We start from the raw sequence: 19,619 nt of genomic DNA, 5'->3' as shown, positions 1-19,619 counted from the left end.
ACGTCATCACCCACGAGATCCCGGCTCAAAAACCCCTGATCCATGCGTTGCTCGATCTTTGAGCGTATGCGCTGCCCATCAGGGTGGGATCTCGTTATTAGGGGGGTGTTTTCCCCTCACTGGAGAGGCCGTCTCTCGTAGTACGGTATAAATCCGCCCGGTTCAGGGATCCTGCAGATCTGCCAGGATCTCTGCAACTGCCCGCTTCAATGCAGGGAGGTCCTGTTCGATGACGTCCCAGACAGCGGTCAGGTCCACACCCATATATCGATGGATCAGAATATCACGAAGGCCGGCAACCGCACGCCAGGGGACGTCCGGGCGTTTCTCTCTCACCGGTTCAGAGACCTGCTTCACCGCCTCGCCGATGATCTCGAAGTTGCGGATCACCGCGTCCTGCACCATCGGCGATGTCATGAACGCCTCCCGTTCTCGTAGGACTCGATCCTGTCGGAGTGTATGGATGAGGTACGGCCAGATCGTCTTTCACAGGGGGACGGCCTCCTGGTGGATGCGATCCCTGATATGCCAGTGCAGCCCTCCCTCGGTCACCACATCGACCCTGCGGCCGAGCAGATCCTCCAGATCCTGGACGAGGGCGACATGGTCGAGGAGATTTCTTCCCGGTTCAAACTCGACGAGGAGATCGATGTCGCTCTCCGGGGTCTCCTCGCCCCTGACGGCCGAGCCGAAGAGCCGGACCGTAAGGGCGCCGTGATCTGCTGCGATCCGCAGAATCTCATCCCGTTTTTCCAGCACATCTGCATACAGGCTCATCTGATCCTCTCCTATCTCTATAGAGGTTGCCATGGGGCCGCTCCCGTTTCCGCGATCTGCTGCCGGCCCCTTGCATGGCGTTCACCTGATAACGATGGGGGCCAGCGGCATCTGTCTCTTCCCGGTCCGCACAATGTAGAGGCCTTCGTCACCTACCCCACACCTGCTGGCCCCCACATGAGATGAACCCGGCGCCTGGAAGCCATTCCCATGGTACTGAAAGAAGGACTATGTAGGATCAGCACATATCATGGTTCGATGACTACGACGGAGTTCATCCCCGTATCAGAAAAAACCTATAAAGCTATCTCGGATCTCAAGGGCCCAAACAGAACATTCGACGAAATTATTGCAGATCTGGTAGAGCATGCGAAGAAGCAGCAGCTCGAAGATGATGTTGAGGCTGTCCTGGCCCGCAAAAGGTTCGTGGAGCTGTAAGTGTGGTTTTTCGCGTTTGTGTGGATGAAGAGGCTTATACGTTTTTGAACTCCCTTGATCCAAAGAGCCAGCGGATCATCAAAGACACCCTGAACCTCCTGAAGGAGAACCCCTATCCTCATTCTCGCGGTGACAAAGAGAAACTCCATACCGGCAAAAACCGGTCCATCTACCGGATGCATATTGCACGTTCTTTTACTGCGATCTATACCATCCAGAGGCTGCGATCGTCCATATCACCCACCTCATGACGATCGAAAAGGCACACCGGAGATACGGGCGCGTATAGCCTCGGGCGGCCAGTGATTTCCTCATTGATTTTCTTATCGCCTGAGCTCCCTCCAACAATTCTCATCAGTATGTATTCCACCTGCAGTCTGGCCGTGAGGTCGTGGACGAGGGCCCCTCTATAACAGAGCATTCAGTGCAACGTTAGCTTTATTCTACCTTCACCCAACCCTAGTATCAGGTTGAAACAATCATGTCTCCTGGGCGAGATGGAAACGATATCGATAAAGAACAGATGATCAAAGAGATCAGCCGGTGCCTGTCAGGTTTCGAGGATCTCCTGCTCGGTTACCTCTATGGTTCGTTCCTGGTGCAAAACGACTTTCATGACATCGATATAGGGATCCTCCTTTCCAGGGAGAGGAAACCCTATGAACTCTTCAAGTACTCCATGACGATCGCATCAGATCTGGAGCGGTGCATCACCCCGAGGTTTGATGTGGACCTTCGGATCCTCAACAATGCACCTGTGGAGTTTCAGTACGAGGTGGTGAGGACAGGGAGAGTGGTCTTTGCCCGGGATGAGGGGCTGCGGATCGCATTTGAGGCCGATGTCATGGCGAAGTACCTCGATCTCAAGCCTCTCTACGACAGGATGGATAGGGCCCTTCTTGCATCAGAGGTACGATGAGAATTCTTCACCACATGCGGGAGCTGCAGGACGCAATTGGAGACTGGGAGCGGTATCAATGCATCTCCCGAGAGCAATTTTTTTCCGATCGGGATACCCGAAACATGGTTTTTCATGCGATGATGGTCGGGATTCAGTCGGCGATCGATATTGCGACCGATCTGATCGCAGAAGAGCGATTGCGGAGACCGGCAAGTTACCGGGAAACGTTTGAGATCCTCAGGGAAAATGGGATCCTTCCCGAACCGCTCACTCGAGACCTTTCGGCTCTGGCGGGATTTCGCAATGTCCTGGTTCATATCTACTGGGATCTGGACCTCGAACAGGTTTATGCGATCCTCCACCAGGATCTCATCGCTCTCAAAGGATTTTTTGCTGCCATACAGGAACATCTCCAGGAACGGCGTTTGTCCGACCAATAATTATGGCTCACGATCGATCACCCCGTATATCCCCCAGCACGAGTGAGACGAGAGGCAGTCAGATCAAGCACATTCCCGTGAAAGAGTACATCTGGAAGAGTCTACACGACCTGAAAGAAGCCGGACAGAGTTATGACGACCTGCTCTCCAGGATGATCCGGCGCGAGCGGGACTATCGGGACCGGCAGATGATCGTTGATATCGACAGGGAGGGTGAGTTCGTTGCCTTTGACCCGGAAGCGATCATGAAGGACGATTGAGGCGTGGGAGTTCACGCCTGTTATCGAAAAGAAAGTTGAAGAATTTTTAAAGAAGCTGTCCGGGAAAAGCCGGCGCATCGTCATAGAAAAGATCCTGGGCCTGAGAGATGATCCCTATCCCGGGGGAAACAAGGAAAAACTCGATTACCCCCATCCTCCTGCGGTGTACCGCCTTCATGTCAGCAGGTCTTTTGCCGTGTTCTCTATCATCGAGGACAATGAGCGGATCGTGAAAATCGAGAAGATCACGACGATCGAGCGTGCTCATAAAGAGTATTCACGCACGTCAGGTTGAGACGCCCTAGCCTTCGTGCACCCACAGGACCCGGAACGGCCGTCTTTTTTGTTTCCTCTCCCGGCATTCACACGGGGTGATCCCCACAAATAAACAGAAAATCGGCGAAATTGCCTGGATTCAGAGGATTTCCGCCCGGAGTCCTGCTCCACCCCCGGCGGTATGCGGGGGTGTGAAGGGGTTTGTATTACTGCCAATCATATTGGCTCCCAGAAGGGCAGGAGAGGGGGCGGAATTTCGTTGATTTTTCGGATGCCGTCCGCAGGGGATGGATCTCTGGATCTCGGCGGTATGGGGCGGGATTGGGGGGGTGATCCCTGGATCCAGGCCAGATATGGGCGTATTTTGTCAATGGTGAAGGGCGGGTCCCGGAGGGGGTGTCCTCAGGGGAGGGGCCATGCGCTCCATTCCCGGGGTAATGGGGATCCATCGGTTTTAAAGCGGGTATCCCTGGAAATAACAGCCTATAGTGGAGATCGTTGATGGGGCCAAAGAGAAACCCATATAGGTCATTGCCGCAAAATATGCTGTGAGTTTTCGCACATTCTCCCGGAGACCCCCCACCATGAAGACGATCATCCTTGCGGGCGGTTCGGGCACCCGCCTTTTCCCCCTGAGTCGGACCTGCTACCCGAAACAGTTCATCCCCCTCCTCGGCAAAGAGTCGCTTTTCCAGCGAAGCGTGCGGCGGGCGCTCCTCTTCTCCCGCCCCGAGGAGATCTACGTGATCACGAGCACCGCGCACCGCTTCCTGGTCGCCGATCAGCTCGCCGAGATCGGCGCCCCCTGCCGCGTCCTCACCGAACCGGAGGGGAAGAACACCCTCCCGGCGATCGCCTACGGCATGATGACCATCCTGGAGGAGTGCGGGGACGATACCGTCGCCGTGCTCTCCTCGGACCAGCTCATCGAGGGCGGTGACGCCTACACGACGACCTTCAGGGCGGCAGAGGGCCTCGTGGAGGAACACCTAGTCACCACGATCGGCCTCTCCGACCTCGCGGTCGTATAGAAAGCTCTCCAATCTCAGAAAGATCTAATGGAGTTGAGTTATTCAATGGCGCAGACTATCACCCAAATTAGAGGATTATTGTCATATATTGGTTCGTGTCATCTTTTATTCAAACGTGTTCGGCGTTATGTCTTAATGCACTTATATAACCCACTTTTCGGAGCACATGGCAGAAACTTTTCGTTCGATCCAGATGGAGAGTATTACTTTGAGAATATTTTTGTAGGCGACGATGTATCACTTGGCAGTAGACCCACCCTAATCGCGTCTCGTTCATCTATTCACATTGGAAATAAGGTGATGTTCGGCCCTGAAGTGACCATTAGAGGGGGTAATCATAATACAACATTTATAGGAAAATATATGATCGATGTACGGGATGTTGATAAAAGGCCCGAGGATGATCTGGGTGTGGTCATCGATGATGATGTATGGATTGGTACCCGTGCTATTATTTTACATGGAGTAACAGTTGGTCGAGGGGCAATTGTTGCAGCGGGAGCAGTCGTAACACGGAGTGTTCCACCGTATTCTGTCGTTGCAGGAGTGCCAGCAAAAGTGATAAAATTTCGCTGGGATGTTGATACCATCTTACGACATGAAGAAACCCTATATCCAATAGAAAAAAGATTCTCCCGCAAATATTTGGAAAAAATTCAAAATGAGCAAAGATTAATGGGACGTGTAAAATGAGGATCACATCCTAATTTTAGGATGTCCTGAAATTATATACATCCTAAAAATCCCGAAAAACCCATCAAAGATCTACTACTATACGGCTATGCTCCCACGGTGTTTCCTTAATTAGGAGTTGATCAGCCCCCTTAGTTTAACCGCACCATATGAACTCATTTCGATACAATTTTCTATGGAAAAGACGAATAAAATTAAAATTCTAAAAAAATGGCGAGAACGATATGAAATACATCATCACAGGCGGGGCAGGGTTCATCGGCTCGAATCTTGCCGGCGCACTTTCACAGGACCACGAGGTCACGATCATCGACAACCTCGCAACAGGGCGGATGGAAAACATCCAGGGCCTTATCGATAACGGAACCGTCACCTTTGTCCGGGGAGATATCAACGACGCACCCCTCCTCCAGGACCTCTTCCAGGACGCTGACGGCATCTTCCACCAGGCCGCCCTCCCGAGCGTCCAGCGCTCGGTGAAGAACCCGTTTGCCACGCATGAGGCAAATGTCACCGGCACCTTAAACGTCCTCCTCGCGGCCCGCGACGCAGGCGTCCGGAAGGTCGTGATGGCCTCCTCCTCGTCGGTCTACGGCAACACACCCACCCTGCCCAAACACGAGGGTATGACTCCAGGCCCCCTCTCCCCGTACGCCGTCTCAAAGATCGCCGACGAGTACTATGCCTCAGTCTTCTCCGACCTCTACGGCCTCCAGACCGTCTGCCTCCGCTACTTCAACGTCTTCGGCCCGCACCAGGACCCGAACTCCCAGTATGCCGCCGTCATCCCGAACTTCGTGAAGCAGATCCTGGTCGGCCGGCCGCCGGTCATCTACGGCGACGGAGGACAGACCCGTGACTTCACCTATATCAAAAACGTCGTCCAGGCCAACATAAAATCGATGGAGAGCGACGCACAGGGTGCCTTCAACATCGCCTGCGGGGAGCGGATCGACCTGCTGACGCTCGCCCACACCATCATGGAGATCGTGGGCACAGACGTCGAACCGGTCCACGAAGCGCCCCGCCCGGGCGACGTCCGGGACTCCCTGGCCGACATCTCCCGGGCACAGGCAGCGTTCGGGTATGCACCGCAATATGACCTCAAAGCAGGACTCAAGGAGACAATCGCATGGTTCAGGAATCATTGAAGGACAAGACCGTCTGCGTCGTCGGGCTCGGCTACGTGGGCCTGCCCCTTGCAGAGGCATTTGCACAGAAGATCAACACCATCGGCTACGAGATCGTCGAAGAAAAAGCGCGGCACATCGCCAAGACCACGAAGGCGCCCCTGCACGTGACCTCCGACCCCACCGAGATCAAAAAGGCCGACTTCATCTCGATCTGTGTCCCGACGCCGGTGAAGCGGACCAAGGAGCCCGACCTCTTCTTTGTCGAGTCGGCGGCCCGCACCGTCGGCCGGAACCTCAAGCCCGGTGCGATCGTCGTCCTGGAGTCGACGGTGTACCCTGGCGTCACCGAGGAGATCGTCAAACCGATTCTTGAAAAAGAATCAGGCCTCGTCTGCGGGAAGGACTTCAAGGTCGGCTACTCGCCCGAGCGGATCAACCCGGGCGATGAGGCGCACGAGCTCGCCAGGATCACCAAGATCGTCGCCGGCATGGACCAGGAGTCCGGCGACACCCTTTCAGAACTCTACGGCCTCATCACCACCGTCTACCGCGCCCCCGACATCAGGACGGCCGAGGCGGCGAAGGTGATCGAGAACATCCAGCGCGACCTGAACATCGCCCTGATGAACGAGCTCTCCCTCATCTTCCACAAGATGGGCATCGACACCCAGGAGGTCATAAAGGCCGCCGGCACGAAGTGGAACTTCCACCAGTACCGCCCCGGCCTCGTCGGCGGCCACTGCATCCCGGTCGACCCCTACTACCTCGTCCACAAGGCCCAGGAGCTCGGCTACCACCCCCAGGTGATCCTGGCCGGGCGTGCGATCAACGACTCCATGCCCGGGCATGTTGCCGACATGGCGATCAAAGAGTTGAATCGGGCCGGCAAGGTGATCAGGGACTCGAAGGTGCTGATCATGGGCCTCACCTACAAGGAGAACGTCCCGGACACCAGGGAGAGCCCGGTCAGCGAGATGATCCACGAGTTGAAGGAGTTCGACGTGAACGTGTATGGGTATGACCCGCTGCTCGGGGCAAAAGAGATTGAGCGGTTCGGGGCGCGGCCGATCGCATCGCTCCAGGGCGTCGGCAGCCCGGTGGACTGCATCATCATCAACTCGCCGCATGATGCGTTTGCGTCGCTGACGCTGGATGAGGTGCTCCAGATCTGCAATGGGAAGCCGATCATTGTGGATGTGACAGGGATGTTGAGGAGGAATGATGGGGTGAGGGAGGGGTGTGTTTACCGGACACTTTAGAACAATTTTAGCTCTGTGAAAGGTTCTGAGTCAAAAAAATTAAAAAACAAAAAATGTGTCAATTATTGAAAAATCAAAATATTTATTGTATATAGATAACAGATCATAGAGTCGACTTATAGAAGGCGTGAATAATATAGATGGGGTCTATTGTATGAAAAACATCATCGTCACCGGCGGAGCAGGTTTCATCGGTTCTGCAGTTATACGCCACCTGATCGGGCAATCGGACCACATAGTAATTAATGTTGACAAATTAACGTACGCGGGTAATTTAGAATCGCTCAAAGAAGTGGAATGCAGTCCACGTTATCATTTTGAACAGGTAGATATTTGTGATCCATCCAGTTTACAGAGGGTATTTGAACAATATCAACCAGATATTGTCATGCATCTCGCCGCGGAATCGCATGTTGACCGCTCCATTGATGGCCCCGCAGCGTTTGTCCAGACCAATATCTTTGGAACGTATACTCTTCTAGAAGTGGCCCGGAAGTTCTACGAGACGTTGTCCCCTGATAAAAAGAACCAATTCCGTTTTCACCACATCTCGACAGATGAAGTATATGGTGATCTGGAAGAGGAAGATAAACCTTTTACCGAAATAAATCCATATAAGCCAAGTTCACCCTATTCTGTAAGCAAAGCAAGCTCAGATCATCTCGTCAGAGCATGGTTCAGGACATATGGACTGCCAACAATCGTAACAAACTGCTCTAATAACTACGGACCATATCAGTTCCCGGAAAAACTCATTCCCCTTATAATCCTCAATGCACTTGAAGGTAAACCCCTGCCAATATACGGAAAGGGTGATCAGATCCGCGACTGGCTCTATGTTGAAGACCACGTTCGCGCCCTCTGTCTGGTGGCCACACAGGGAAAAGTTGGAGAAACCTATAATATTGGTGGCAACAGCGAAAAGCGGAACCTTGAAGTCGTACAAAAAATCTGCGAGTTACTCGAAGAACGCGTTCCAGGCAAGCCAAACGGCATCGAACATTATCAGGACATGATCACTTTTGTAACAGATCGACCGGGTCATGACAGACGCTATGCTATAGACGCAAGCAAAATACAAAGAGATCTTGGCTGGGCCCCTACAGAGTCGTTTGAGTCAGGTCTTCGTAGAACCATTGAATGGTATCTAAGGAACCTTGACTGGTGCAAGAGGGTGCAGGACGGATCCTATCAGAGAGAACGACTGGGGGTTCAGATATGAAAGGGATCGTGCTCGCTGGAGGTAGCGGCACGCGGCTCTACCCGATCACCAGGGGGATTTCCAAGCATCTTCTGCCTATATATGACAAGCCGATGATCTATTATCCCTTATCGGTGTTGATGCTCGCGGGTATCAGGGATATCCTGATCATCACCACACCAGAAGATCAAAACAGTTTCATTCGGCTCCTTGGGGATGGCAGCCAGTTCGGAATTGAACTGACCTATGCGATCCAGCCCAGTCCTGACGGATTGGCCCAGGCCTTTATCATAGGAGAGGATTTTATCGGCGACGATAATGTATGCCTTATTCTGGGCGACAACATATTCTATGGCCAGAATTTCACTCCCCGACTCAGAAAAGCGCTCAACCAGACATCCGGTGCAACGATCTTTGGGTACCAGGTAAAAGATCCAGAGCGCTTCGGGGTCGTGGAGTTTGACAAAAAGATGAGAGCGATCTCTATAGAGGAAAAGCCAGCGCACCCGAGATCAAACTATGCGGTCACCGGCCTCTATTTCTACGACAATAATGTTGTGGAGATTGCCAAACAGGTCAAGCCCTCAAACCGCGGCGAACTTGAAATAACCAGCGTCAATCAGGCATACATGGAGCGTGGCGCTCTTAACGTAGAACTGCTTGGGCGGGGCTTTACCTGGTTGGATACAGGTACCCACGACAGCCTCCTTGATGCAGCCCAATTCGTAGAAACGATAGAGAAACGGCAGGGCTACATGATCGCCTGCCTTGAAGAGATTGCCTGGCGGAATGGTTGGTTGAGCGATGAACAGATTAAAGATCTAGCACTACCTGTAGCCAAAAATGGTTATGGACATTATCTTCTTGAGTTGCTGAAGTCAGAGGGCGTGATGCACGTATGATCCCCGTAACAAAGTCCTATCTTCCAGAAAAAAGCAATTATATCAGGTATATCGAGCGCTGCTACCAGAACAACCAGCTTACAAACAACGGTCCTCTGGCTCAAGAGCTGAAAGAGCGCCTGGAGAAATATCTTGGGGTACGCAACCTCCTCCTGGTAGCCAACGGAACTCTGGCCCTCCAGGTAGCCTATAGGGCTCTGGGTGTTACGGGAAAAGCGATCACCACACCATTCAGTTTCCCTGCCACCAGCAGTTCACTGAAATGGGAGGGCATCGAACCAATTTATGCTGATATCGACGCGGATAGCCTGAATTTGTGCCCTCAAAAAACCAGGGTAGCAATAGAGCCAGGCGTTACTGCCATTGTTCCGGTTCATGTGTACGGAAACCCCTGTGATGTAGAAGTCTTTGATCAGATAGCAAACGAGTATAACCTGAAGGTGATCTACGATGCTGCCCATGCTTTTGGTGTAAAGTTAAATAACAAAAGCGTTCTGCAGTGGGGCGACGCCGCTACGCTCAGTTTCCACGCGACCAAAGTGTTTCATACGGTCGAGGGTGGAGCGATTATCTTTAAAAAGAAGGAGGACTATGAGCGGGCATGCAGTATTATCAACTTCGGCTACGACAATGGCGAGGTAGTTGGCGTCGGGATAAACGCCAAGATGAGCGAGTTCCATGCCGCCATGGGACTGTGCATGCTGGATGAGATCGACATGGTCCTCCAGAAGCGAAAAGAGGTGTATAACCGCTATTACGAAGCATTTGATGGGCACATCGAGATGCCAGTGTGGAAAATAGGCGCCACGCGAAATTATGCCTATTTCCCGGTGATATTTCCTTCAAAATCCGCATTGCTCAAAACCCAGGAGCACCTGAATGAAGCGGAAATATTTCCACGACGGTACTTTTATCCCTCACTGGACACCCTTGGATATGGTCGTTCCGAACAGGAAACCCTCATATCGAGGAGTAAGGCAAGTAGGGTGCTCTGTATTCCTATGTACCCCACGCTTCCCTTAGATGTTCAGGAACAGATCATTTCAACGATGATCTCGTCATGGGATGCCGGTGTTGAGGGGATGCCGGCGGAACTCAAGGAGAAAGGTTTGATTGAAGGGTAACTACATGAAGAGAATTCTGATGCTTGGTGAGGCGTTTGCGCAGATCACTGCCATAGGGGGAGTCAGATAAAACCAGGGGTCATGATATTCCGGTAAATTGGAGTTTTGTCCCAAAACGTCTTTGCCGGGCGGGAACACCCACTTGAAACTCTTCGAGTTTCTCATGCACCCAGCAAAACAGGGGGTGCACTTCTCGGCCCCCCCCTGTAGAGCGATATCAGGACAACACCTTCCCTGTTCTGACCTCTGTTATGGCCTAGGGGGCGGAAATCTTCTAGAAAGATGTTCCGATAAGGGTACAACAAAATTTTGCAAACCCTTTTAAAATGACCTCAGAGATAGGTATTTGGTGATGAAGGAGCAATGATTATGGACGGATATAGAGTCAACTGGGAATCAAAAAAGATTCATTACACTTCCAAATTGTGTGACGGAATGTTTCCCATTACAATGCGTGAGTTCATAACATCTGATTGTAACGGAGTTCTCCTGCTATCAGGGGAAGTATCCATTCGAAGGGGATTCAGTTGCGCAGAATGTGAGCAAAAGAGTTGTGCCTGCCGATGCATGATACACTTGAAACAGAGACTGTAAAAAAATGTCAAAAATAAGGAGTAGATAGCCAATATGTGTGCTTCAATATTCACTGGCGTTGATATAATCGCCATCTCCCGCTTCCATGCTCCAACCACACAAAAGAAATCCTTCCTCAACCTCTGCTTTACCCCGCACGAACAAGCGTACTGCTTCTCCAAAGCAGATCCAGCGCAGCACCTTGCCGCACGCTTTGCTGCAAAAGAAGCTGTAATCAAAGCACTCTCTGGTCTCGACCTCTATCTGGAAAGAAACAAAATTGAAGTATTCAATAATAAAACAGGCAGACCCTATCTCGTACTCCATACAAATAACGACAAAATCCTATCTTTAAAATCAGATATAAGTATAAGCCACTCAGAAACCTCCGCAATTGCTTTTGTTATCCTCTACACAGATACAAAAAAAACTATATGTTCATATAAAGAGAATAGTAAAACAACTCAGATTCAAAGAGGTCATGAGCTTGTCAAATTTGGAAAAATACAACAACGCCTTCCAAGAGGCGTTTGGAATCGACGAATCAAAACTCAATGCAGACTTAAAGTATCAGAGTATCCCCGAATGGGACTCGGTTGGTCACATGAGTTTAATCGCCGAACTCGAAGACACCTTTGATATCATGATGGAAACAGATGATATCATTGATCTCTCATCTTATGAAAAAGGACGGGAAATTCTTGCAAAATATGGTATGGAGTTCTAACCAACTCAATACATTCAGGTAGTGCCCATGACATTTACTTTTTTCAACTCCCTTGATCAGTATGGAAATAAAACTGCCCTCATAACTAATGCAGGAGTTGAAATCTCTTATCACACATTGCTATCCGTGGCAGACAAAGTCGCTGGAACGATTGAAAAAAGATGTCTCGTTTTTTGTGTCTGCAACAATAATTTTGAATCAGTAGCAGGTTATATCGGTTTTTTACGAGCGCAAATTGTCCCTATTTTAATTAATCCTGATATTGACACAGCCCTTTACACTGAACTGGAACGTACTTATCAGCCTTCCTATGTATGGGCTCCAAAAAATTTTGCAAAAGGAACTCTCAGTTATGCATATGGAAATTACGAACTCAACAAAACCAGATACAATATCGTGCATGAACTTTATGATGAACTTGCGCTTCTCTTAACTACATCTGGCAGTACAGGCAGTCCAAAACTCGTCCGTCAGTCCTACAAAAATATTGAGAGCAATACCAATTCGATTATTGAATACCTCAGCATCACAGAAATCGACCGTGCGATAACCACACTTCCTCTGAGTTACACCTACGGTCTCTCTATTCTTCACACTCACTTTGCAGCAGGTGCAACAGTTATTCTGACCGATGCGTCTCTCATGAGCAAATCATTCTGGTCTCTGTTAAAAGAACAGAAAGCAACAACATTCGGTGGAGTGCCCTATACCTATGAAATGCTGAAAAAACTCAGGTTTGATAGAATGGATTTGCCGTCTCTCACATATCTGACACAGGCTGGGGGCAAACTTTCCAAAGAACTCTCACTTGAATTTTCGGAAATCTGTGCAAAGCAGGAAAAGAAATTCATTGTCATGTATGGGCAGTCTGAAGCGACTGCACGCATGTCTTACCTTCCATGGGAATATGCAATTATAAAAGCAGGCAGTATAGGTATTGCAATTCCTCACGGCAAGTTTACTCTGATTGATCCCAATGGTGAGGAGATTACAACACCACATGTTACTGGCGAGTTGGAATATGAAGGAGACAATGTCACCCTTGGCTATGCAGAGTCGATTGAAGATTTGGCAAAGGGTGATGAAAATTATGGTGTTTTGCAAACTGGTGACATGGCGGAGTTTGATGAGGAGGGATTTTTTTATATCGTCGGTCGCAAAAAACGATTCCTAAAGATATTTGGCAACCGTGTGAATCTCGATGAAGTAGAAGGTCTGCTAAAATCAAAGGGCTATGACTGTGCAGTTGGTGGCGTTGATGACCACATGAAAATATTTGTCACGGATAAACGTCAATTGGAAAATGTAAAGCATTTTGTCAGTGGAAAAACCGGCCTGAATCCTGCGGCATTTACCTCAGTGTACATCGAATCAATTCCAAGAAACGAATCAGGTAAAATTTTATATGCGAATCTGGAGGAGATGTAGTGTCTGCGGTTGATGAGTTATTATCAGCGGCTCCGTTCTCACTGAGCAAAGATGAGAAGAGTGAGTTGTATGCCAAATCTCTTTTTGAACTGACGAAGAACAGTTATGATAACTGCGACTATTATAAACGAATATTACAGATTCTGAATTTTTATCCTAATGTGTCACATAAGAAAGAAGACTATCCTTTTCTTCCAGTCAGATTGTTCAAGGACTTTAATTTGCTGAATGTCCCACACGAAGAAATTGTAAAAACGATGACATCATCAGGGACTACTGGTCAGAAAGTTTCAAAAATTTATCTTGACAGAACTACGTCAACCAATCAGACAAAGGTTCTTGCAAAAATCTGTTCTGAGTTCTTGGGAAGTCAACGCAGACCAATGTTGATTATAGATTCCAAATCTGCTTTAAAAGACAGAAATATGTTTTCTGCCCGTGGTGCGGGAATTATTGGTTTTTCTATGGTTGGCAGAGGAGCCACGTATGCTCTTGATGAGGAGATGAACCTTGACCTTGATTCAGTTAATGCATTTCTGGCGAAATATCCAAACGAACCAGTACTGCTGTTTGGGTTCACCTCAATTATCTGGGAGCATTTTTTCAAGGCTCTTGAGCGGTTGGATGTAAAACTGCCTTTAGACGGTGCGGTTTTGATCCATGGCGGCGGATGGAAGAAACTTATTGACCAACAGGTGGATAATGAGACATTTAAAAAATCACTCATAAGCCGTTGCGGAAACATTACTGTTCTGAATTATTACGGGATGGTTGAACAGACAGGCTCCATCTTTATGGAGTGCGAGTGCGGACGGCTTCATGCTTCAAACTACTCTGATGTGATTATCAGAAATCCTGATGATTTTTCAGCATGTGGAGTTGAAGAGAGAGGACTTGTGCAGTTGATTTCACTGTTACCGGAAAGTTATCCCGGACACAGCATTTTAACCGAAGATATTGGTGAACTTACCGGCGAGGATGACTGCCCCTGTGGACGACGCGGTAAGACATTTATTATCCATGGGAGAATTAAAAATACAGAGCTACGGGGATGCAGTGACACCTATGAAAAACGATAATATTACCTGGCTCGTAGGAGACAAAATTCCCGAATACAGAGTGTTTGAACCGTATTCTGATGTGGTATGCAGTTTTCTAAGTGATTTATCTCAGACATTACTGAAGGATAAATCTGCCACACAATATCCAGATATTGCATCCTTCGCATATTTCTGTCGTAAGGCAAATATTTTGAAAAAGAAAGAATCTTTTGTTGATAGGAAGATTCGGCTTGGACGTGGCATCATATTTCACATTTCTCCATCAAATGTCCCCATCAATTTTGCATTTTCCTACGTCTTTGGTCTTTTAGCAGGGAATGGAAACATCGTGCGGGTTCCATCAAAAACTTCTCCTCAGACTGACATTGTCTGCAATGCAGTAAAAATACTCATCACCGATGAAAAATACGGTGACATTCATGCCTCCACCGCATTTGTGAAATATGGGCATGAAGATGAGATCACAGCATATTTTTCATCAATTGCACAGGGAAGGATTATCTGGGGAGGGGATGGAACAATCGCATACATCAGAAAGTTTGCACTTCCTTCGCGAGGTGTAGATATTGCCTTCTCTGACCGGTATTCTTGTGCAGTAATTGACAGTGATGCGGTGATGGATGCAGATACAAAAGAGATTAAGAGACTTGCCAATGCTTTCTACAATGATACCTATCTGATGGACCAAAATGCATGCTCCTCTCCACAGTTGATTGTGTGGAGGGGTGATGCCTGCAAGGAAGCACAGAAAAAGTTCTGGAATGCAGTTGCAGATTTTGCATCAAGAAAGTATGATCTCCAGCCGGTCTCGGCAGTTGACAAGTACACGAAGCTTTGTTCTGAAGCTATTGAAAATAAGTATGTCTCTGCTGTTTCACGCTACGGGAATATCCTGTATATTGCTGATTTAACTGAACTTCCTGATACAGTAGATAATTTCAGAGGGATCTGTGGGTATTTCTATCAGTATCACTGTGACGATTTGGCTGAGATAGCGCACATCGTGAATGAAAAATATCAGACGTTAGTTTACTATGGGTTATCCCCGCCAGAGTTATCTGAATTTGTAACAAAGAATCAGTTGAAAGGAATTGACCGCATTGTCCCGATTGGTCAGGCACTGGATATTGATGTCATCTGGGACGGTTATGATTTGATTAAAACACTATCAAGAATTATTGACGTGAGGTAAAAATGTTATTAAAAGGAAAAACAGCGGTAATTACTGGTTGCCTTCGGGGAATAGGGCGGACAACAATGGATCTGTTTGCAGAAAACAGAGCAAATATATTTGCCTGTGCACAGATCGAAGATGTTGAATTTTCCTCACATATAGAGAAAATCGCAAAAAAATATGATATATCCATCACTCCAATATATTTTGATTTAATGGATGAAAATGCCATAAAATCAGGTATGAAAAAAATACTTTCTGCAAAGCAACCTATTGATATTCTAGTAAATAACGCTGGAATGACCTCCAATGCGTTATTCCAGATGACAAGTATCGCAAAAATGCGGGATGTTTTTGAAGTAGATTTCTTTTCTCAGATGCTGATAACGCAAAGCATTGTAAGAGTCATGCTTAAACAGAAATCAGGCAGTATCATTAACATTTCATCTATCGCCGGAATTGATGGAAATGCCGGCCAAATTGCCTATTCCGCAGCGAAAGCAGCTCTCATCGGGGCTACAAAGACTATGGCATTGGAACTCGGTTCATCGGGCATTCGTGTAAATGCAGTTGCACCAGGAGTTATTGATACCGATATGACACGCTCCCTCTCTGATGAAATTAAAACTGAATTAATTGCTCCTGCATCAATACCCAGACTTGGAACAAAAGAAGAAGTTGCCAAAGTTCTCCTTTATCTTGGCAGTGATTTGTCAGAATACGTCACAGGGCAGGTAATACGCATTGATGGTGGAATAGGGTGTTAATGTGCTATTAAAAGGAAAAACGGCAGTAATTACCGGATGTAATCGAGGTATTGGGAAAGCAATCCTTGAAACCTTCGCAGAGAATGGTGCAGATATATGGGCTCTCGTTAGAAAAGAAAATGATGAATTTACTAATCTTATTACCTCCCTCTCTAAAAAATATGAAGTGACTATCACCCCCATCTATGTTGATTTCGCAGACATGGAACAGATCAAAAATGCTGCTAAGGCTATTATCTCATCAAAACAACAAGTTGATATTTTGGTGAATAACGCAGGGATAACCTATAATGCTTTGTTTCAGATGACATCACTGGAAAAAACGCATGAAGTATTTCAGATAAATTACTTTGCACCTCTTATATTGACCCAGTATATTGTAAAAATGATGGTAAAATATGGTGGAGGGAACATTGTTAATCTATCTTCATCTGCAGCAATTGATTCGAATCCTGGGCGTGGAGTTTATGGTGCAAGTAAAGCAGCACTGCTCTGTTCTACCAAAACAATAGCAGCAGAACTTGGAGAAAAGGGAATCCGTGCAAACTGTATCGCTCCTGGGATAACAAGTACAGATATGGTCGCCGAAAGTATGTCTGACGCGGTTATTGCAGAGACTGTTTCGAAGACAATGTTGCACAGGATGGGAAAACCAATGGATATTGCAAACACTGCCTTATTCTTAGCATCCGATTTATCAAGTTATATAACGGGTCAGGTTATTCGTGTTGACGGTGGATTAAGGAGATGACTGGTCATGCAGCCTCAAGCTAGATTAAACGACTTAAATGCAATGTCAAAACGCATGCGCCTGAATATCATCAAACTTGCTTATCAGGTTGGCAATAATGGTGCTCATATCGCTCCCGCGTTATCATGTAATGAAATTATAGCTGTTCTCTATGGTGACGTGATGAATCTTAATCCAAAAAACCCAGTATCGCAGGAGAGAGATCGTTTTCTTATTGGAAAAGGTCATGGGGCGCTTGCATTATATGCAGCATTATGCGACACTGGATTTTTTTCAGAAGAGTTACTTTTCACTTACCAGAAAAATGGAGGCGACCTGCCGGGGCAGCCTTCAATGAATCTATCACTTGGTATCGAAGTTTCCAGCGGGAGTTTAGGCAATGCACTGTCTGTCGGAGAAGGGATAGCTCTTTCCGCAAAGAAGAATGGGGATAAATACAAGACCTATGTTTTACTTGGAGATGGTGAATGTAATGAAGGAACAATCTGGGAAACTGCAATGTCCGCATCTCATTTTAGACTTGATAACCTGATCGCTATTGTAGATTTAAATGGTATGCAAAGTGATGGTCAATCTGCTAAAATTCTCAATATGGGCAATTTCCGCGAAAAATGGAGTTCATTTGGGTGGAATGTAATTGAAGCAGATGGTCATGATATTGAGAGTTTGTACAATGCCTTTCATGCAATAAAACAGGAACGAAAACCAACTGTCATTCTTGCTCATACCATAAAAGGTCACGGAGTCTCTTTCATGGAAAACAATAATTCATGGCATCATAATCACCTCTCAAGTGAACAGTATGAACTTGCGTTATCTGAATTGGAGGCAAAGTAATGCTTGATATATCATCAAAGAATGTCAGAACTTGGTCAAAACTCGGTTCACGCGGAACATTGGGGTCTGCTCTTCTTGATTTAGCCTCCTCCAAAGAAGATTTAGTTGTTCTGAGTGCAGACCTAGGCAATACTTCCGGTCTTGGAAGATTCATGAATGTGCATCCTAACAAATTCTATAATCTGGGTATTGCAGAATCAAACATGGTCGGTGTTGCAGCGGGAATGGCGAAAGAAGGAAATTGTGTGTTTGCAACAACATTTTCCAATTTCCTTGCCATGCGAAGTTATGAGCAGATTCGGCTGAATATGGGATATATGCAGTTCCCGATAATTCTGGTTGGTGTTGGGAGCGGTTTTGAAATGGGTATGTTTGGAAACACGCATTATGGAATTGAAGACATGGCATTAATGCGTGCTGTTCCAAACATGACTTTACTATCACCCGCAGATGGTGCAGAGATCATAAAAACTGTCAATGCTGCTGTTGAGTATGCTAGACCCGTATACATTCGTCTTACAGGTGGAATGAATCTTCCAATTGTCTACAAAGAAAATTATGAATTTGAAATCGGCAGGGCAGTTACCCTTCGTGAGGGTGATGACATGACGATTATTGCGACCGGAACTATGGTGTATGAGAGCCTGTGTGCCGCTGAGTATCTTGCAGAACACGATATTGAGGCTGAGGTTGTTGATATGCATACTATTAAACCACTTGATACATCAGTGATTGATCGCGCTGTTTCCAAAAAACTGATCATAACTGTGGAAGAACACAGTGTTGTTGGTGGGTTGGGTGGAGCAGTTGCCGAATATAAGACAACACTGCATAGTGCCCCGCCACAGTTGTTTATCGGTGTTCCTGATACATTTGGGAAAGCCGGTGAATACAAATGGATGCTAGAACATTATGGTTTGACTGCGAAGGGAATTGCGGAAAAGATATTTGATATGTATGTTGTCTAATATACTATTATTTAAACACTTTTTTGTCTTCATTGGTTTTCATAGGTCTTGCCGGATTTCCTAATGCAATTACTGTATCAGGAATCTCACGAACAACGACTGAAGCTATACCGATAATAACCTCGTTGCCTATCTTTAGACCTTCTTTTACACAAGCATTCATTCCAATATACGATTCATGGCCTATGTGGCACGACCCTGCAACATGTACTAAGCCAGAAATAATCGTGTTGTCTGCGATAACCGTGTTATGACCAACTAACGCATTGGGCTGAATATAAACATTCTTCCCAATTACAACATCGCAAGATATTATGGCTTGAGCGCAAATCACTGTACCACCGCCTATTTCTGTTGACGCAGGGATGTGGACGTTGGGGTGGATAAGTGTTGCAAATTTATATCCCTCAGTTTGAAGTGTTTCAGCTAACATCTTTCTATTTTTAGGTTCACCCACTGCGACGATAATTTCGATGTCATCGTGATTGTTAATCTGTTTTAGTTCCTGAAATGAAGTAACTTGACAATTTTGAAAATTCTTCTCATCTCTAAAATCATCAATAAAGAATATCTGATTCCACCTGTGTTGTACATTATTAATTTGTTTAGCGAGTTCCAAGACTTCTCTACCAAGGCCCCCTGTTCCATAAATCCCAAGTATCATCATTTACTCTTATGTTGTTTTCATACTTGAGGATGTTGAAGAGAGGAGAGGCGCATTGGCGAGTAAAAATAAAATAAGAAATAGATAATTAATTCTTAAACTGCATAAAAAAACCATGTCCTATGAAACATAGGGGTTGTCCTAAAATATCTTCACCGGGAGGGAGACACCCACTCGAAACTCGTCAAGTTGTCATAACCCCGCCGTTTCGCCGGATGCGCCTCTCAGTCCATT

24 protein-coding genes and 1 pseudogene are annotated in these 19,619 nt (G+C 47.1%); 21 read left to right on the top strand and 4 right to left on the bottom strand.

All coding sequences use genetic code 11. The annotated features are described in order from the left end of the window. Positions 1-162: 162 nt before the first annotated feature. Both CUJ86_RS10310 and CUJ86_RS10305 read right to left on the bottom strand, forming a co-directional pair. Entirely contained in the window at positions 163-465 is a 303-nt protein-coding gene (locus CUJ86_RS10310; protein WP_268878251.1) for a HepT-like ribonuclease domain-containing protein, read from the bottom strand. A 21-nt stretch (positions 466-486) separates the two neighbouring features. Beyond that, the gene (locus CUJ86_RS10305; RefSeq protein ID WP_130647489.1) at positions 487-777 is read right to left on the bottom strand and encodes a nucleotidyltransferase family protein; all 291 of its coding nucleotides are present in this window, start codon (positions 775-777) and stop codon (positions 487-489) included. A 210-nt stretch (positions 778-987) separates the two neighbouring features. Between CUJ86_RS10305 and CUJ86_RS10300 the strand changes: the two genes are divergently transcribed. The 5 genes from CUJ86_RS10300 to CUJ86_RS10280 all read left to right on the top strand — a co-directional run bounded on the left by CUJ86_RS10300 (position 988) and on the right by CUJ86_RS10280 (position 2,816). Further along, complete coding sequence (locus tag CUJ86_RS10300; protein WP_165394875.1) at positions 988-1,215, top strand: hypothetical protein; 228 nt, start codon at positions 988-990, stop codon at positions 1,213-1,215. 44 nt (positions 1,216-1,259) lie between these two features. Next, entirely contained in the window at positions 1,260-1,466 is a 207-nt protein-coding gene (locus tag CUJ86_RS10295) for a type II toxin-antitoxin system RelE family toxin (protein WP_235855651.1), read from the top strand. 230 nt (positions 1,467-1,696) lie between these two features. Then, the gene (gene mntA, locus CUJ86_RS10290) at positions 1,697-2,134 is read left to right on the top strand and encodes a type VII toxin-antitoxin system MntA family adenylyltransferase antitoxin (protein WP_130647487.1); all 438 of its coding nucleotides are present in this window, start codon (positions 1,697-1,699) and stop codon (positions 2,132-2,134) included. Beyond that, positions 2,131-2,556, top strand: a complete 426-nt coding sequence (hepT, locus tag CUJ86_RS10285; RefSeq protein ID WP_130647486.1) for a type VII toxin-antitoxin system HepT family RNase toxin — start codon at positions 2,131-2,133, stop codon at positions 2,554-2,556. Before mntA ends, hepT begins: the two co-directional genes overlap by 4 nt. A gap of 77 nt (positions 2,557-2,633) precedes the next feature. Then, the gene (locus tag CUJ86_RS10280; protein ID WP_328590972.1) at positions 2,634-2,816 is read left to right on the top strand and encodes a hypothetical protein; all 183 of its coding nucleotides are present in this window, start codon (positions 2,634-2,636) and stop codon (positions 2,814-2,816) included. A 46-nt stretch (positions 2,817-2,862) separates the two neighbouring features. On the opposite strand, the gene CUJ86_RS12085 is transcribed toward CUJ86_RS10280, so the two are convergent. Then, positions 2,863-3,084 (bottom strand): hypothetical protein, encoded by a 222-nt coding sequence (locus CUJ86_RS12085; protein ID WP_207231412.1) that lies wholly within the window; start codon positions 3,082-3,084, stop codon positions 2,863-2,865. A 592-nt stretch (positions 3,085-3,676) separates the two neighbouring features. On the opposite strand from CUJ86_RS12085, the gene CUJ86_RS10270 reads away from it, so the two are divergent. The 16 genes and pseudogenes from CUJ86_RS10270 to CUJ86_RS10195 all read left to right on the top strand — a co-directional run bounded on the left by CUJ86_RS10270 (position 3,677) and on the right by CUJ86_RS10195 (position 18,721). Continuing rightward, positions 3,677-4,123 (top strand): sugar phosphate nucleotidyltransferase, encoded by a 447-nt coding sequence (locus CUJ86_RS10270; RefSeq protein ID WP_130647485.1) that lies wholly within the window; start codon positions 3,677-3,679, stop codon positions 4,121-4,123. Between the two features lie 45 nt (positions 4,124-4,168). After that, positions 4,169-4,816 (top strand): acyltransferase, encoded by a 648-nt coding sequence (locus tag CUJ86_RS12330; RefSeq protein WP_130647484.1) that lies wholly within the window; start codon positions 4,169-4,171, stop codon positions 4,814-4,816. A gap of 224 nt (positions 4,817-5,040) precedes the next feature. Beyond that, on the top strand, positions 5,041-5,967 hold the full coding sequence (locus CUJ86_RS10260) for an SDR family oxidoreductase (RefSeq protein ID WP_130647483.1): 927 nt from the start codon (positions 5,041-5,043) through the stop codon (positions 5,965-5,967). Continuing rightward, complete coding sequence (locus tag CUJ86_RS10255; RefSeq protein ID WP_130647482.1) at positions 5,949-7,208, top strand: nucleotide sugar dehydrogenase; 1,260 nt, start codon at positions 5,949-5,951, stop codon at positions 7,206-7,208. Before CUJ86_RS10260 ends, CUJ86_RS10255 begins: the two co-directional genes overlap by 19 nt. Before the next feature lie 154 nt (positions 7,209-7,362). Then, complete coding sequence (rfbB, locus tag CUJ86_RS10250; RefSeq protein WP_130647481.1) at positions 7,363-8,430, top strand: dTDP-glucose 4,6-dehydratase; 1,068 nt, start codon at positions 7,363-7,365, stop codon at positions 8,428-8,430. Next, the gene (rfbA, locus tag CUJ86_RS10245; protein ID WP_130647480.1) at positions 8,427-9,311 is read left to right on the top strand and encodes a glucose-1-phosphate thymidylyltransferase RfbA; all 885 of its coding nucleotides are present in this window, start codon (positions 8,427-8,429) and stop codon (positions 9,309-9,311) included. Before rfbB ends, rfbA begins: the two co-directional genes overlap by 4 nt. Then, positions 9,308-10,435 (top strand): DegT/DnrJ/EryC1/StrS family aminotransferase, encoded by a 1,128-nt coding sequence (locus CUJ86_RS10240; RefSeq protein WP_130647479.1) that lies wholly within the window; start codon positions 9,308-9,310, stop codon positions 10,433-10,435. The genes rfbA and CUJ86_RS10240 overlap by 4 nt, the downstream gene beginning before the upstream one ends. A gap of 627 nt (positions 10,436-11,062) precedes the next feature. After that, positions 11,063-11,359: pseudogene (locus CUJ86_RS12380) on the top strand (holo-ACP synthase); the annotation flags it as partial. Positions 11,360-11,489: 130 nt separating this feature from the next. Next, positions 11,490-11,735 (top strand): acyl carrier protein, encoded by a 246-nt coding sequence (locus CUJ86_RS12200; RefSeq protein WP_235855648.1) that lies wholly within the window; start codon positions 11,490-11,492, stop codon positions 11,733-11,735. A 27-nt stretch (positions 11,736-11,762) separates the two neighbouring features. Continuing rightward, positions 11,763-13,163 carry an AMP-binding protein gene (locus CUJ86_RS10225; protein WP_130647478.1) on the top strand — a complete coding sequence of 467 codons (1,401 nt, stop codon included), beginning with the start codon at positions 11,763-11,765 and terminating at the stop codon, positions 13,161-13,163. Further along, positions 13,163-14,242: a LuxE/PaaK family acyltransferase gene (locus CUJ86_RS10220; protein ID WP_130647477.1), complete on the top strand. Its 1,080-nt coding sequence runs from the start codon at positions 13,163-13,165 to the stop codon at positions 14,240-14,242. The genes CUJ86_RS10225 and CUJ86_RS10220 overlap by 1 nt, the downstream gene beginning before the upstream one ends. Next, a complete protein-coding gene (locus CUJ86_RS10215; RefSeq protein ID WP_165394872.1) occupies positions 14,154-15,416 on the top strand; it encodes an acyl-CoA reductase in 1,263 nt (420 codons plus the stop codon). Before CUJ86_RS10220 ends, CUJ86_RS10215 begins: the two co-directional genes overlap by 89 nt. A gap of 2 nt (positions 15,417-15,418) precedes the next feature. After that, positions 15,419-16,165, top strand: coding sequence for an SDR family oxidoreductase (locus CUJ86_RS10210; RefSeq protein ID WP_130647475.1), 747 nt, complete (start codon positions 15,419-15,421; stop codon positions 16,163-16,165). 1 nt (position 16,166) lies between these two features. Further along, positions 16,167-16,916, top strand: coding sequence for an SDR family NAD(P)-dependent oxidoreductase (locus tag CUJ86_RS10205; RefSeq protein WP_130647474.1), 750 nt, complete (start codon positions 16,167-16,169; stop codon positions 16,914-16,916). Between the two features lie 6 nt (positions 16,917-16,922). Beyond that, entirely contained in the window at positions 16,923-17,753 is an 831-nt protein-coding gene (locus CUJ86_RS10200; protein ID WP_130647473.1) for a transketolase, read from the top strand. After that, entirely contained in the window at positions 17,753-18,721 is a 969-nt protein-coding gene (locus CUJ86_RS10195; RefSeq protein ID WP_130647472.1) for a transketolase family protein, read from the top strand. Before CUJ86_RS10200 ends, CUJ86_RS10195 begins: the two co-directional genes overlap by 1 nt. A 7-nt stretch (positions 18,722-18,728) precedes the next feature. Here the strand turns inward: CUJ86_RS10195 and CUJ86_RS10190 are convergent, their stop codons facing one another. Next, the gene (locus tag CUJ86_RS10190) at positions 18,729-19,388 is read right to left on the bottom strand and encodes a NeuD/PglB/VioB family sugar acetyltransferase (RefSeq protein ID WP_207231411.1); all 660 of its coding nucleotides are present in this window, start codon (positions 19,386-19,388) and stop codon (positions 18,729-18,731) included. Between the last annotated feature and the right edge of the window lie 231 nt (positions 19,389-19,619).

The sequence above is a fragment of the Methanofollis fontis genome (assembly GCF_004297185.1).
Classification (GTDB): Archaea; Halobacteriota; Methanomicrobia; order Methanomicrobiales; family Methanofollaceae; genus Methanofollis; species Methanofollis fontis.
The sequence above is the reverse complement of the archived record's forward strand: the minus strand, read 5'-3'. Positions and strand labels throughout refer to the sequence as shown.

What these genes read in the sequence shown, in the direction of transcription:
- CUJ86_RS10305 (WP_130647489.1), bottom strand. Translation starts at nt 777, where the DNA reads ATGAGCCTGTATGCAGATGTGCTGGAAAAACGGGATGAGATTCTGCGG.
- CUJ86_RS10300 (WP_165394875.1), top strand. Translation starts at nt 988, where the DNA reads ATGGTACTGAAAGAAGGACTATGTAGGATCAGCACATATCATGGTTCG.
- mntA (WP_130647487.1), top strand. Translation starts at nt 1,697, where the DNA reads ATGTCTCCTGGGCGAGATGGAAACGATATCGATAAAGAACAGATGATC.
- hepT (WP_130647486.1), top strand. Translation starts at nt 2,131, where the DNA reads ATGAGAATTCTTCACCACATGCGGGAGCTGCAGGACGCAATTGGAGAC.
- CUJ86_RS12085 (WP_207231412.1), bottom strand. Translation starts at nt 3,084, where the DNA reads ATGAGCACGCTCGATCGTCGTGATCTTCTCGATTTTCACGATCCGCTC.
- CUJ86_RS10270 (WP_130647485.1), top strand. Translation starts at nt 3,677, where the DNA reads ATGAAGACGATCATCCTTGCGGGCGGTTCGGGCACCCGCCTTTTCCCC.
- CUJ86_RS12330 (WP_130647484.1), top strand. Translation starts at nt 4,169, where the DNA reads ATGGCGCAGACTATCACCCAAATTAGAGGATTATTGTCATATATTGGT.
- CUJ86_RS10260 (WP_130647483.1), top strand. Translation starts at nt 5,041, where the DNA reads ATGAAATACATCATCACAGGCGGGGCAGGGTTCATCGGCTCGAATCTT.
- CUJ86_RS10255 (WP_130647482.1), top strand. Translation starts at nt 5,949, where the DNA reads ATGGTTCAGGAATCATTGAAGGACAAGACCGTCTGCGTCGTCGGGCTC.
- rfbB (WP_130647481.1), top strand. Translation starts at nt 7,363, where the DNA reads ATGAAAAACATCATCGTCACCGGCGGAGCAGGTTTCATCGGTTCTGCA.
- rfbA (WP_130647480.1), top strand. Translation starts at nt 8,427, where the DNA reads ATGAAAGGGATCGTGCTCGCTGGAGGTAGCGGCACGCGGCTCTACCCG.
- CUJ86_RS10240 (WP_130647479.1), top strand. Translation starts at nt 9,308, where the DNA reads ATGATCCCCGTAACAAAGTCCTATCTTCCAGAAAAAAGCAATTATATC.
- CUJ86_RS12200 (WP_235855648.1), top strand. Translation starts at nt 11,490, where the DNA reads ATGAGCTTGTCAAATTTGGAAAAATACAACAACGCCTTCCAAGAGGCG.
- CUJ86_RS10225 (WP_130647478.1), top strand. Translation starts at nt 11,763, where the DNA reads ATGACATTTACTTTTTTCAACTCCCTTGATCAGTATGGAAATAAAACT.
- CUJ86_RS10210 (WP_130647475.1), top strand. Translation starts at nt 15,419, where the DNA reads ATGTTATTAAAAGGAAAAACAGCGGTAATTACTGGTTGCCTTCGGGGA.
- CUJ86_RS10200 (WP_130647473.1), top strand. Translation starts at nt 16,923, where the DNA reads ATGCAGCCTCAAGCTAGATTAAACGACTTAAATGCAATGTCAAAACGC.
- CUJ86_RS10195 (WP_130647472.1), top strand. Translation starts at nt 17,753, where the DNA reads ATGCTTGATATATCATCAAAGAATGTCAGAACTTGGTCAAAACTCGGT.
- CUJ86_RS10190 (WP_207231411.1), bottom strand. Translation starts at nt 19,388, where the DNA reads ATGATGATACTTGGGATTTATGGAACAGGGGGCCTTGGTAGAGAAGTC.